At 69.3% G+C, this 11,811-nt stretch carries 11 protein-coding genes; 7 read left to right on the top strand and 4 right to left on the bottom strand.

The window, feature by feature from the left end; translation table 11 throughout:
- From ACK5M9_RS07715 to ACK5M9_RS07725, 3 genes are all read left to right on the top strand, one after another.
- Window positions 1–537, top strand: a 537-nt coding sequence (locus ACK5M9_RS07715) for a phosphoenolpyruvate carboxykinase domain-containing protein (RefSeq protein WP_416892587.1), incomplete at its 5' end; no start/stop codon positions are given.
- Window positions 538–925: 388 nt separating this feature from the next.
- Complete coding sequence (locus ACK5M9_RS07720; protein ID WP_416892588.1) at window positions 926–1,087, top strand: hypothetical protein; 162 nt, start codon at window positions 926–928, stop codon at window positions 1,085–1,087.
- Window positions 1,088–1,563: 476 nt separating this feature from the next.
- A complete protein-coding gene (locus ACK5M9_RS07725; protein ID WP_416892589.1) occupies window positions 1,564–2,835 on the top strand; it encodes a sodium:proton exchanger in 1,272 nt (423 codons plus the stop codon).
- A 33-nt stretch (window positions 2,836–2,868) separates the two neighbouring features.
- On the opposite strand, the gene ACK5M9_RS07730 is transcribed toward ACK5M9_RS07725, so the two are convergent.
- A complete protein-coding gene (locus tag ACK5M9_RS07730; RefSeq protein ID WP_416892590.1) occupies window positions 2,869–4,026 on the bottom strand; it encodes an acyl-CoA dehydrogenase family protein in 1,158 nt (385 codons plus the stop codon).
- 401 nt (window positions 4,027–4,427) lie between these two features.
- On the opposite strand from ACK5M9_RS07730, the gene ACK5M9_RS07735 reads away from it, so the two are divergent.
- Entirely contained in the window at window positions 4,428–5,441 is a 1,014-nt protein-coding gene (locus tag ACK5M9_RS07735; RefSeq protein ID WP_416892591.1) for a MaoC family dehydratase, read from the top strand.
- Between the two features lie 51 nt (window positions 5,442–5,492).
- On the opposite strand, the gene ACK5M9_RS07740 is transcribed toward ACK5M9_RS07735, so the two are convergent.
- Window positions 5,493–5,711: a PE family protein gene (locus ACK5M9_RS07740; protein WP_416892592.1), complete on the bottom strand. Its 219-nt coding sequence runs from the start codon at window positions 5,709–5,711 to the stop codon at window positions 5,493–5,495.
- Window positions 5,712–5,929: 218 nt separating this feature from the next.
- On the opposite strand from ACK5M9_RS07740, the gene ACK5M9_RS07745 reads away from it, so the two are divergent.
- The 3 genes from ACK5M9_RS07745 to ACK5M9_RS07755 are packed head-to-tail and all read left to right on the top strand — an operon-like array spanning window position 5,930 to window position 9,380.
- Window positions 5,930–7,078, top strand: coding sequence for an alpha/beta hydrolase fold domain-containing protein (locus ACK5M9_RS07745; protein WP_416892596.1), 1,149 nt, complete (start codon window positions 5,930–5,932; stop codon window positions 7,076–7,078).
- A gap of 55 nt (window positions 7,079–7,133) precedes the next feature.
- The gene (locus ACK5M9_RS07750; RefSeq protein WP_416892593.1) at window positions 7,134–8,543 is read left to right on the top strand and encodes a WS/DGAT/MGAT family O-acyltransferase; all 1,410 of its coding nucleotides are present in this window, start codon (window positions 7,134–7,136) and stop codon (window positions 8,541–8,543) included.
- A gap of 57 nt (window positions 8,544–8,600) precedes the next feature.
- On the top strand, window positions 8,601–9,380 hold the full coding sequence (locus ACK5M9_RS07755; RefSeq protein ID WP_416892594.1) for a crotonase/enoyl-CoA hydratase family protein: 780 nt from the start codon (window positions 8,601–8,603) through the stop codon (window positions 9,378–9,380).
- 22 nt (window positions 9,381–9,402) lie between these two features.
- Here the strand turns inward: ACK5M9_RS07755 and ACK5M9_RS07760 are convergent, their stop codons facing one another.
- Both ACK5M9_RS07760 and ACK5M9_RS07765 read right to left on the bottom strand, forming a co-directional pair.
- A complete protein-coding gene (locus tag ACK5M9_RS07760; RefSeq protein WP_416892595.1) occupies window positions 9,403–10,872 on the bottom strand; it encodes an aldehyde dehydrogenase in 1,470 nt (489 codons plus the stop codon).
- 45 nt (window positions 10,873–10,917) lie between these two features.
- The gene (locus ACK5M9_RS07765; RefSeq protein WP_416892597.1) at window positions 10,918–11,685 is read right to left on the bottom strand and encodes a class I SAM-dependent methyltransferase; all 768 of its coding nucleotides are present in this window, start codon (window positions 11,683–11,685) and stop codon (window positions 10,918–10,920) included.
- Between the last annotated feature and the right edge of the window lie 126 nt (window positions 11,686–11,811).

The raw sequence follows: 11,811 nt of genomic DNA on the forward strand, positions 1-11,811 counted from the left end.
CGCGACTGGCAGCACGGGGTTTTCGTCGGCGCCACCCTGGGTAGCGAGCAGACCGCCGCTGCCGAGGGAAAGGTCGGCAATGTGCGCCGCGACCCGATGGCGATGCTGCCGTTCCTGGGCTACAACGTCGGCGACTACTTCCAGCACTGGATCGACCTGGGTAAGAATGCCGACGAATCGAAGCTGCCGAAGATCTTCTTCGTCAACTGGTTCCGCCGCGGCGACGACGGCCGATTCCTGTGGCCGGGATTCGGCGAGAACAGCCGGGTCCTCAAGTGGGTCGTCGACCGGATCGAGCACACGGCCGGCGGGCGCACCACCCCGATCGGCACTGTGCCCTCGGTGGAGGACATGGACCTGGGTGGCCTGGACATCGACGCCGCGGACGTGGCCGACGCGCTGACCGTCGACGCCGAGGACTGGCGTGCGGAGCTGCCGCTGATCGAAGAGTGGCTGGAGTTCATCGGCGAGAAGCTGCCGACCGGCGTCCAGGACGAGTTCGACGCGCTCAAGGAGCGGCTGCGCGAGGCGGACTAGGCGCGGCGGCGACGCACTGGGGGCGCGGTTGCCCGAGGCGGACTAGGCGCGGCGGCGACGCGCTGGGGGCGCGGCCGTTGCGGTGGCTCGCCGGGGTCGGGATTCTGCTCCGCGGGCGTTCTCCAGGCTGGGGGTGCCGGTGGGGTCGACTGGCTGTCGCGTGAATGGTCGGCAGGGCCGTCGACTGTGAAGCCTTGGCTTTCACTGTGAACACAGGGCTTTCACTGTGAACACAGGGCGCAGAATTCGCTCAGATCCCGCCCTGGGCTCACAGTCGACGCCACAGGTTCACAGTCGACGCCACAGGTTCCGGTCGTTCGCGAGCGTAACGTGGTTGCGATTTTGCGCTCCGGATTTCGCCCTGGCGTTACGCTCGCGAGCAAGCGGGTTGAATCGTCCCGGAGCGATTCACCTGCGCGCACGTCACCACGCCGAAATCGAGCGCGGCGTGCCCACCGGCAACGATCCCTCGGACCTGGCCGAGCGGCATGCCAAGCTCAGCATCGGTATACGCCGATCCAAGATGCGCCAGATCACCCCCGTGTCCTGATCATTGCGCGTGCCCCGCATCGCCGCCGCGCCCGAGGTCGTGCGCCCCTTCCGCACGTACGCCACCGCGTGAACCTACCCGCCTAGTACCCCAAACAGGCCACCCGACCACGCACCCCGCGCCGACCCCCCAACCCGCCGCGGCCCCCACCCCGCGCCGACCCTCCAACCCGCCGCGGCCCCCACCCCGCGCCGACCCCCCACCGCGCGCTGCGTTGCCGGTGATTGCCGAGCGGGCTAGGGTGGACCGCAGCGAAGGGGAGTAGTTCCAGGACGCGGGCCCGCGGGTCGGCGACTGCGGATGGTCGACATACTGGCGGTTCCGAGCGCCCGGTCATCCACCGGAGGGCATTCCGGCGAGCGAGACCTTCGGCGCCGACGAAGACACGAACGTCGTCAGACACCACGTCAGAGTCGGTCCGAGGTTTCGTACGCGCCGACGAGCCCCCGGATCGCACAAGCGAAGGACCCCCGGACATGGCCCCGCGCGCCGAACGCACCCAGCTGCGCACGCCGGCTCGTTATCTACTGCGCTCGTTGCTTGCCACCGCACTGTTTGTGGTGCCGGCGGTGGTGGTGCGCCTCGGCGAACTGGACGTGCCGCCGGTCCTGGCGCTGCTCATCTACGGTGCGGCCGTCGTGGCCGCGAGCTTCCTGCTCGCCTGGGCGGCCGAGGCGGCGCAGATCGACGTCTCGGGTGGTTTGGCCATCGCCGTGCTTGCCCTGATCGCGGTGCTGCCCGAATATGCCGTCGACCTCTACTACGCCTACAAGTCCGGGAGCACCCCGGAATACACCCAGTACGCCGCGGCGAACATGACCGGATCCAACCGGCTGCTGATGGGCCTGGGCTGGCCCGTCGTCGTGCTGGTGAGCCTATGGGTGGCCCGACGGACCACCGGGCGAAAGTGCGACGTGCTGGCCCTCAACCAAGGAAACCGGGTGGAACTCGGGTTCCTGTTGATCGCCGGTGTCGTGGCCTTTGTCGTACCCGTCGCCGGCGCCATTCACCTCACGTTCGGTATCTCCCTACTGGCATGGTTCGGGTTCTACCTGTACAAAGTCAGCCGGGGTGCGGTTGAGGAACCCGAGCTGGTGGGAACGGCCGCCGCCCTGGCCGGGCTGACCCCGGGAGCCCGTCGCGCCGGTGTGATCGCAATGTTCGTGGTGTCCGCGGCCGTCATCCTGGCCAGTGCGCAGCCGTTCGCCGACAGCCTGATCGACGCCGGCACCCAGCTGGGTGTCGACAGGTTTCTGCTGGTGCAGTGGCTGGCGCCGCTGGCCTCGGAAGCACCCGAGTTCGTGATCGCGATCATCTTCGCCAGCCGGGGCAAGGGTGCCGCGGCCATCGCGACGCTGATCTCCTCCAAGGTCAACCAGTGGACGCTGCTGGTTGGTTCGTTGCCGATCGCCCACCTGTTGGGTGGCGCCGAGGCCGGCCTGGCGCTGGATGGCCGCCAAGTCGAGGAGATGATGCTGACCGCCACCCAGACCATGATGGGGGTGGCACTGGTCCTGGGGCTGCGCTTCCACCGTTACACGGCGTGGGCGCTGCTGGGGCTGTTTCTGGTCCAGTTTCCGCTGGGGTCGACCACTGCGCGGCTGGTGTTGTGCGCGGTGTACACCGCGGTGGCCCTGGTCGGTTTCGTCGTCAACCGGGGTCATCTTCGGGCCACGCTGCGCGCACCGTTCGCCGGCGCCGCTGAATCCTCGACGCCCGGCGTGCCGGACAACGCTGCCGCGCGCTGACGGCGGGGATACCTGACCCTGTGCCGGCGTGCGTCAGATCCCGCCGCGGGCGACCAGCTGCGCGGCGATCACGTTGCGCTGGATCTCGTTGGTGCCCTCGCCGACGATCATCAGCGGCGCGTCCCGGAAGTAGCGTTCGACGTCGTACTCGGTGGAGTAGCCGTAGCCGCCGTGGATGCGCACGGCGTTCAGGGCGATCTCCATGGCGACCTCGGAGGCGAAGAGCTTGGCCATGCCGGCCTCCATGTCGCAGCGCTGGCCGCCGTCGTAGCGTTCGGCGGCGTGCCGGGTCAGCTGCCGGGCGGCGGTGAGTTTCGTGGCCATGTCGGCGAGATAGTTTCCGACGGCCTGGTGCTTCCAGATGGGTTTGCCGAAGCTCTCCCGCTGCTGCGCGTAGGCCAGCGCGTCTTCCAGGGCGGCGGTGGCCACGCCCAGCGCGCGGGCGGCCACTTGGATGCGCCCGGTCTCCAGGCCCTTCATCATCTGGGCAAAGCCCTCGCCCATCCGGCCGCCGAGCACGTTGGCCACCGGAAGCCGGTAGTCGGCGAAGGAAAGTTCGCAGGATTCGACGCCCTTGTAGCCCAGTTTCGGCAGGTCGCGGGATACCGTCAGGCCGGGGCCGTGCTCGACCAGCAGCACCGAGATGCCGCTGTGGCGCGGGGTGGCGGCGGGGTCGGTTTTGGCCAGCAGCGCGATCAGGCCGGACCGGCGCGCGTTGGAGATCCAGGTCTTGGAACCGTTGACCACCAGGCCGCCTGCGCCATCCGGGAGTGCGGTGGTCGAGAGGTTCTGCAGGTCCGACCCGCCGCCGGGTTCGGTGAGCGCCATGGTGGCGCGCAGCTCGCCGGTGGCCATCGGGGGCAGGTACCGCTGCTTCTGCTCGTCGGTGCCGAACAGGGAGAGCAGCTTGGCGACGACGGTGTGCCCGCCCATCGCGCCCGCCAGGCTCATCCAGCCGCGGGCGAGTTCCTGGGTGACCGCGGCGTAGCACGGCATCGACACCGGGGTGCCGCCGTACTCCTCGTCGATGGCCAGCCCGTAGATGCCGATGCGTTTCATCTGCTCGATCCACGCCTGCGGATAGGTGTTGGCGTGCTCGACCTCGCGCACCGTCGGCTTGACATCGCGGTCGATGAACGCGCGCACGGTGGCTACCAGGGTCGCCTCGTCGTAGGGTAGATCGGTGCTCACCGGGAGAATTATGGTCAACCGGGATTGCCGCTCGAGCGGGGGAGCCCGATGAACCATGCCGCCGGCCCCGACCGGAGTGCCTGGGCCACCGGCCCCGCCGATGCCTTGCCCGCCGGCCCCGTCGATACCGGTCCGGTCGGTGGCCGCGGAGGACAGGGCGTTCGGGGCGACCAGCAGGTGCGGCATCGGGAGGCGCTCTGCGGAAATTCGTGACGAGGTATTCGCGGGCATACCGCACCGGGGGCTGTTTCGCGCCGCGGATGCGAGTGTGACACGCGCCGGCTTCCCCGGCGGACGCACGAGAAATTAAGGGAAAGGTCCGGGACCCCGAAGGTGTTGACGCGATCGGGTGGCAGTGGGTGTTTGCCCCGCGATCTGTCGGCCTGCCAGCATGAGGTGTGGTGTCCGACAGGTATCCGATTCCAGGCCCGGGTGGCCCCTGGTTCGACGATCTTTCTGTCGGCCAGGTGATCGACGGGGCGCCGTCGGTGACCCTGACCGAAGGCATGGCGGCCGTCCATCAGGCGATTCTGGGTGACCGGCTGCGGCTGATGTTGGATGCGGAACTGTGTGCCGCGGTGACCGGTGAGCGTTCCGCCTTGGTGCATCCGGGCCTGGTGTGGGACGTGGCGATCGGCCAGTCGACGCCGCTCACCCAGCGGGTCAAAGCGAACCTGTTCTACCGGGGGCTGGTTTTTCACCGGTTCCCGGTGCTCGGTGACACCCTGCGCACCCGTACCGAGGTGGTGGGGTTGCGGGCGAACACGGCCAAGCCAGGACGGGCGCCAACCGGGCTGGCGGCGCTGCGGATCACCACTGTCGACCAGGCCGATCGGCTGGTGCTGGACTTCTACCGGTGCGCGATGCTGCCCGCCCGGCCCGGTGGTGACGGGGGACGCGACCGGGCCGACGACCTCGCGGGGGTCGGTGCCGACGCGTGCCCGCCAGCCGTCGACCCGACCGCCTCCTGGGACGGCGAGGCGTTCCGCGGTCGTGTTGGGGGCCCACACTTTGATGCCGGGCTGGCCGGTGCGGTGTTGCCCGGCGCCGCCGACGTGGTGACCGGTGCGCCGGAGCTGGCCCGGCTCACCGGAAATATCGCGGCCACCCATCATGATTCGCGGACCGGTGGGCAGCGGCTGGTCTACGGCGGGCACACCATCGGGCTGGCCCTGGCGCAGGCCTGCCGGTTGCTGCCGAATTTGGTGACGGTGCTGGGCTGGCGATCCTGCGATCACAGCGGGCCGGTGCACGAAGGGGACACGCTCTACAGCGAGTTGCGGGTGGAGTCCGCCACCGCGACCGGCACCGGTGGTGTGCTGGGGCTGCGGTCGCTGGTGTATGCGGTCGTTGGCGCCAATGGCGAGCCGGACCGCCAGGTGCTGGACTGGCGTTTCGACGTGCTGCAGTTCTGATCTGGTGATTGACCCGCAGTATCTCTCGATCGCTGGGCGGCCCGCCGGCTGTCAGCCGGGCTGGCTGGGTGTGTCGAGAAGCCCGAGGAACGCGACCTGACCCGGTACGCCGGCGATTCCGGGAAGTGCGCCTGTGCCGTTGCCGCCGTTGCCGCCGTTGCCGATCAGCAGTCCGCCGGCGCCGTTGGCCGCCTGCAGGGTGCAGCCGATACCGGCTAGGTCGGTGGCCGCCGAGGCCGGGGCGTTCGGGGATACAAGCAGGTGCGACATTGGGAAACATTCTCCTATTCGGGGCGGGCTACCCGCGGCCATCACTCGGCCGAACAGGTTCCGCGTTCTGGGCGAAAGTTGTGTCGTACATGGACATTTTTCGCAGCTGCGCGGCGATTTGAGGATCGGATGCAGGGCGATGCGGGATTCTCGCGAGCCGCTACGGGTATTCTCCGGGCGTGGCTGCTCTCCGCCGGCCGGAATCCCGACTCACCGCAATGTTGCGCGCGAGACCGGCGGACACGGTCATGACGCTGAGCCGCGCGGGCGGATCATTGCCGGTCGTCGGCAAGCACCTGGAGTCACTGGGAGCGTTCACGGCAATGAGCCTTTGGGGGGCCCGGGTGGTGCCGGAGATGATGGCGTCCTCGGTGAAGGGCGCCTTCGGGCCCGGACGCGGCGAGGCGCGCCGCCGGGATCGGCAGCGCACCCGCGAGGTGTTCGCCGAGGCCCTGCGGGGCACGGTTCCCGCGGCGGAACTGGACGCGAAATGGCCTGCGCCGGAAACCACGCCGCCGTTCTGGGAGGCGCTGCGCGGGAACCGATACCTGTACCGCCGTGGCGTCCGCTATGGAGACCAGCCGCAGCAGACCCTCGACGTATGGCGGCCCGAAACGCTACCGGCCCAGCCCGCGCCGGTGCTGATCTTCGTGCCCGGCGGCGCCTGGGTGCACGGCAGTACCGCCATGCAGGGGACCGCGCTGATGTCTCGGCTGGCCGAACAGGGCTGGGTGTGCCTGGCCATCAACTACCGGGTAGCCCCGCGGCATCGCTGGCCGCGGCACCTTAGCGACGTCAAGACGGCGATCACCTGGGCGCGGGCCAACGTCGACAGGTTCGGCGGGGACCGGGACTTCGTCGCGGTTGCCGGCTGTTCGGCGGGCGGGCACCTGGCCGCGCTGGCCGGTCTCACCGGCGACGACCCCTCGCTCGGGGCGGGACTTCCCGACGGTGCGGACAGCTCGGTGGACGCGGTGGTCGGGATCTACGGCCGATACGACTGGCAGGACCGCTCCACGCCCGAGCGCGACCGGTTCGTCGATTTCCTGGAGAGGATTGTCGTCCAGCGGCCGATCTCCCGGCACCCCGAGGTGTTCCGGGACGCCTCGCCGATCGCTCGGGTGCATCGGGATGCGCCGCCGTTCCTGGTAGTTCACGGTAGCCGCGACACGGTGATTCCGGTCGCCCAGGCGCGCAGCTTCGTGCAACGGTTGCGTTCGGTGTCGGCGTCGCCGGTGGACTACGCGGAATTGCCCGGCGCCGGACACGGCTTCGACATGCTCGACGGCCATCGCGCCGCCACGATGGCCTACGGCGCCGCGCTGTTCCTCAACGAGGTGCGACGCGCCCGGGTCGGGTTCGCTTAAGAGGTCATGTGAGCGCCGGCCGGTCGTCGGGTCGCGCGACCCCGAGGAGGGTGCGATGAAGCGGCTCAGCGGCTGGGATGCGGTGCTGCTGTACAGCGAGGCCCCGAACGTGCACATGCACTCGGTCAAGGTCGCCGTCATCGAACTCGATCCGGACCGGCGCGGCTTCACCATCGACGCGTTCCGCGGGGTCATCGCCGGACGGATGGACAAGCTCGGGCCGCTGGGCTACCAGCTGGTCGACGTCCCCTACAAGTTCCACCACCCGATGTGGCGGGAGAACTGCGAGGTCGACTTCGGCTACCACATCCGCCCGTGGCAGCTGCCCGCCCCGGGCGGTCGCCGGGAACTCGATCGGGCGATCGGGCAGATCGCCGGCACCCCGCTGGATCGTTCGCGGCCGCTGTGGGAGATGTACTTCGTCGAGGGGCTGGCCGACGACCGGATCGCGATCGTGCTCAAGATCCACCATGCGCTCGCCGACGGGGTCGCCTCGGCCAACCTGATGGCCCAGGGCATGGATCTGACGCCGGCGCCCCCGGCCGGCCCCTACACACCCGATCCGGCGCCGACACGACGGGAACTGGTCTCTTCGGCGTTCGGCGACCACCTGCGTTACCTGAGGCGGATCCCCGCCACGATCCGCTACACCGCGCAGGGCATTCGCCGGGTGCGGGCCAGCTCGCGAAAGCTGTCACCGCAGTTGACCATGCCGTTCACCCCGCCGCCGAGCTTCATCAACCACAGGCTCACACCGCAACGCACCTTCGCCACCGCCACCCTGGCGCTGGCGGACGTCAAGGAGACCGGTAAGAAGTTGGGTGCCACCATCAATGACATGGTGCTGGCGATATCCAGCGGAGCGCTGCGGCGGCTGCTGGTGCGCTACGACGGCACGGCCGAGCCGCTGCTGGCGTCGGTGCCGGTCAGCTACGACTTCACCCCGGGCCGGATCAGTGGCAACCACTTCACCGGCATGATGGTCGCGCTGCCGTGCGACGTCGGCGACCCGCTGGCCAGGGTGCGTGCGGTGCACGACAACGCGGCATCGGCCAAGGAGAGCCATCAGCTGCTGGGGCCGGAACTGATCAGCCGCTGGGCCGCCTACTGGCCCCCGGCGCCGACGGAGGCCATGTTCCGGCGGCTGTCGGCCCGCGACGGGCAGAACAAGGTGCTCAACCTCAACATCTCCAACGTTCCCGGTCCCCGCGAGCGCGGACGGGTGGGCGGAGCGCTGGTCACCGAGATCTATTCGGTGGGCCCGCTGACTGCGGGCAGCGGCCTCAACATCACCGTCTGGAGCTACGTCGACCAGCTCAACATCACCGTGCTGTCCGACGGCGCGACAGTCGAGGACCCGCACGAGGTCACCGCGGCGATGATCGCGGACTTCATCGAAATTCGCGGGGCGGCAGGACTATCCGAAGAGCTTACGGCGGTTCCCGAGGCAATGGCCCAGCCCTGACCCGGCGCCGCACCCGCCGGGGATTCCTCGGGTGGCCGGGTGGTTACTATCGGCTCCGTGACCGACGAAGCCAACACCGAACCAGCGGTCCTGGTCGAGCAGCGCGACCGGATCCTGATCATCACCATCAACCGGCCCAAGGCCAAGAACGCCGTCAACTCCGCGGTGGCCCACGGCCTCGCCGACGCCATGGACCGGCTCGACGGCGACGCCGGCCTGTCGGTGGCCATCCTGACCGGCGCGGGCGGATCGTTCTGCGCGGGCATGGACCTCAAGGCGTTCGCCCGCGGCGAACTGCCCATCGTCGAAGGCCGCGGGATGGGCTTCACCGAGCGTCCGCCGGACAAGCCGCTCATCGCGGCGGTGGAAGGCTACGCCCTGGCCGGTGGCACCGAGCTGGCGCTGGCCACCGACTTGATCGTGGCGGCCAGGGATGCGGCGTTCGGTATCCCCGAAGTCAAGCGGGGTCTGGTGGCCGGCGGCGGGGGACTGCTGCGGCTGCCCGAACGCATCCCGTACGCGATCGCCATGGAACTTGCACTCACCGGCGACAATCTGTCCGCCGAACGCGCCCACCAGCTGGGTCTGGTCAACGTGCTCGCCGAAACGGGCGGTGCGCAGGAGGCCGCACTTGCCCTGGCCGGCAAGATCGCCGCCAACGGGCCGCTTGCCGTGGCCGCAACCAAGCGGATCATCGTCGAATCCCGCGGCTGGAGCCGCCAGGACAGGTTCGCCGAGCAGGCCAAGATCCTCGGCCCGGTGTTCGCCTCCAAGGATGCCAGGGAGGGTGCGATTGCCTTCGCCGAGAAGCGCCCGGCACGCTGGACCGGCACCTGAGGGGCGCGGCAGCACACCCCGGCTACTCGACGGTGTAACCCATCGGCATCAGCACGCTCTTCTGCTGAGTGAAGTGCTCGATGCCCTCGGGCCCGTTCTCCCGGCCGATCCCGGAGTTCTTGTAGCCGCCGAACGGACAACACGGGTCGAAGGCATACCAGTTGATGGCGTAGGTCCCGGTGCGGATCCGCTCGGAGATCTCGATGCCGCGGGCGATGTTGCTGGTCCAGACGCTGCCGGCCAGGCCATACACCGAGTCGTTGGCGATCTTGACCGCATCTTCCTCGGTGTCGTAGCCGATGATGGACAGCACCGGGCCGAAGATCTCCTCCTGTGCGATGGTCATCTGGTTGTCGACGTCGGCGAACACTGTGGGCTGCACGAAGAATCCGGTGTCCAGGCCTTCGGGGCGGCCACCGCCGCACACCAGCCGGGCGCCCTCCTCGATACCCTTGGCGATATAGCCCTCGACCCGCTCACGCTGCTTCTCCGAGATTAGCGAGCCGATCTGGGCGGCCGGATCCGACGGCGGTCCCACCGGCATCGCCTGCACGAAAGCGCCGACAGCATCGACGATCTCGTCGTACCGGGAGCGCGGCGCCAGAATGCGGGTCTGGCCCACGCAGGCCTGCCCGGTGTTCATCAGCCCGGAGAACACCATCATCGGGATCGCGCCGGCAAGATCGACGTCTTCGAGCATGATGGCCGCCGATTTGCCGCCCAGCTCAAGAGTGCACGGCTTGAGCAGCTCCGCCGCACGTTTGCCGATCTCCCTGCCGACGGCCGAGCTGCCGGTGAAGGTGAACAGGTCCACCCCGGTGTTGGCGGTCAGCGCCCGGCCGGTCTCGACACCGCCGGGCACCACCGAGAGCACACCTTCGGGCAGGCCGGCCTCGACGAGCACCTCCGCCAGAGCGTTGGCGGTCAGAGGGGTTTCCTCGGCCGGCTTGAGCACCAGGGTGCAGCCGGCCAGCAACGCCGGGCCCAGCTTGTTGATCGCCAGGAACAGCGGGACGTTCCAGGCGATGATCGCGCCCACCACGCCGATCGGCTCCCGGTGGACGATGGTCTGCCCGTAGGAGCCGTTGCGGATCTCCCGCCATTTGACCTGCTCGACGGCCGGGCCGGCGAAGAAGTTCATCGCACCCATCGAGCCCATCCAGTGCATGGTTTCGATGGTCATCGCCGGCTGGCCGGTCTCGTCGGCGAGCAGCTTGGCGAAGTGTTCCTTGCGCACTTCGAGCAACGCCAGTGCGCGTGCAATGACGGCGGCGCGTTCCCTGGGGGGTGTGGTGGGCCAGGGGCCGCTGTCGAATGCGGCACGCGCCGCGGCAACCGCGGCGTCGACGTCCGCGGCTGCCGCCCGGGGTGTCTTGCCGACGTACTCGCCGGTGGCGGGGCAGTGGACCTCGATGATGTCGCCGGTTGAGGGCTGCACCCACCTGCCGCCGATGAAGAGTTTGTCGTACTCGGTTGCTGTGCTGTCGGTCATGGCCGCCACCCTACCCAAGGCGCCACGGGATTAGAACATGTTGCATTATCGCGGTGAGAGGACCAGCGTCAGGTTGCTGGCCAGGACCTCCCGCAGCCCGGGGACCGAGGTCACCCACCAGGCCCATCGCGGGTGGTAACGGGGGAAAACAGCTACCGCGGCACCGGTGGCGTTCGCCCAGTCCAGGCCGTCGGCGGCAGACACCGCGAACAACGACGACCCGTAGTTGTTCTTGGCCGGACGACCGTGTTTGCGGGCGTACCTCGCAGCGGCTCGCGCGCCGCCCAGATAGTGCGTCAGGCCCATCTCGTGGCCGCCGAACGGGCCCAGCCAGACGGTGTAAGACAGCACCGCCAACCCTCCCGGCCTGGTCACCCGAAGCATCTCGTTGCCCAGCTGCCAGGGCCGCGGCACATGCTCGGCGACATTGGACGACAGGCAGATGTCGACCGAGTCGTCGGCGAACGGCAGCGCCATCCCCGAGGCGCGGACGAAGTGCCCGGGCCGGTGTGCGATCGACGGCCCGGCGGCGTGCATCTCCGCGGGATCGGGTTCGACCCCGATGTAGCGTGCCCCGGCCGTGGCGAACGCCGATGCGAAATATCCCGGACCGCCGCCGACGTCGAGCACGGTTGTGCCGGCCAGATCCGCCCCGGTGAGCCCCTGCCACAGGTCGCCGAGCATCGCGACGGTGTCGGCGGCCAGGGCGCCGTAGAACCTCGCCGGTTCGGACTGTTCGTAGCGGAATTCCGACAGCAACCGCACCGACCGGCCCAGGGTCGCCCGCCGCGCGAAGACATCGGTCACCTTCACCGGCTGCTCCCGATTCTTCTCATGCCGCCCGGCTGCCCGGCCCACGGCCGCCCGGCCACCCGGCTGCCCGGCCACCCGCCGCCCCGCGTAGGACGCCCGTCGCCCGTCGCCCGCCGCCCGGCCGCC

Source organism: Mycobacterium sp., assembly GCF_047975165.1.
Taxonomy (GTDB): Bacteria; Actinomycetota; Actinomycetes; order Mycobacteriales; family Mycobacteriaceae; genus Mycobacterium.

Coding starts and splice junctions, on each gene's coding strand:
- ACK5M9_RS07725 (WP_416892589.1), top strand. CDS start 1,564: ATGGCCCCGCGCGCCGAACGCACCCAGCTGCGCACGCCGGCTCGTTAT.
- ACK5M9_RS07760 (WP_416892595.1), bottom strand. CDS start 10,872: ATGACCGACAGCACAGCAACCGAGTACGACAAACTCTTCATCGGCGGC.
- ACK5M9_RS07740 (WP_416892592.1), bottom strand. CDS start 5,711: ATGTCGCACCTGCTTGTATCCCCGAACGCCCCGGCCTCGGCGGCCACC.
- ACK5M9_RS07745 (WP_416892596.1), top strand. CDS start 5,930: ATGTTGCGCGCGAGACCGGCGGACACGGTCATGACGCTGAGCCGCGCG.
- ACK5M9_RS07750 (WP_416892593.1), top strand. CDS start 7,134: ATGAAGCGGCTCAGCGGCTGGGATGCGGTGCTGCTGTACAGCGAGGCC.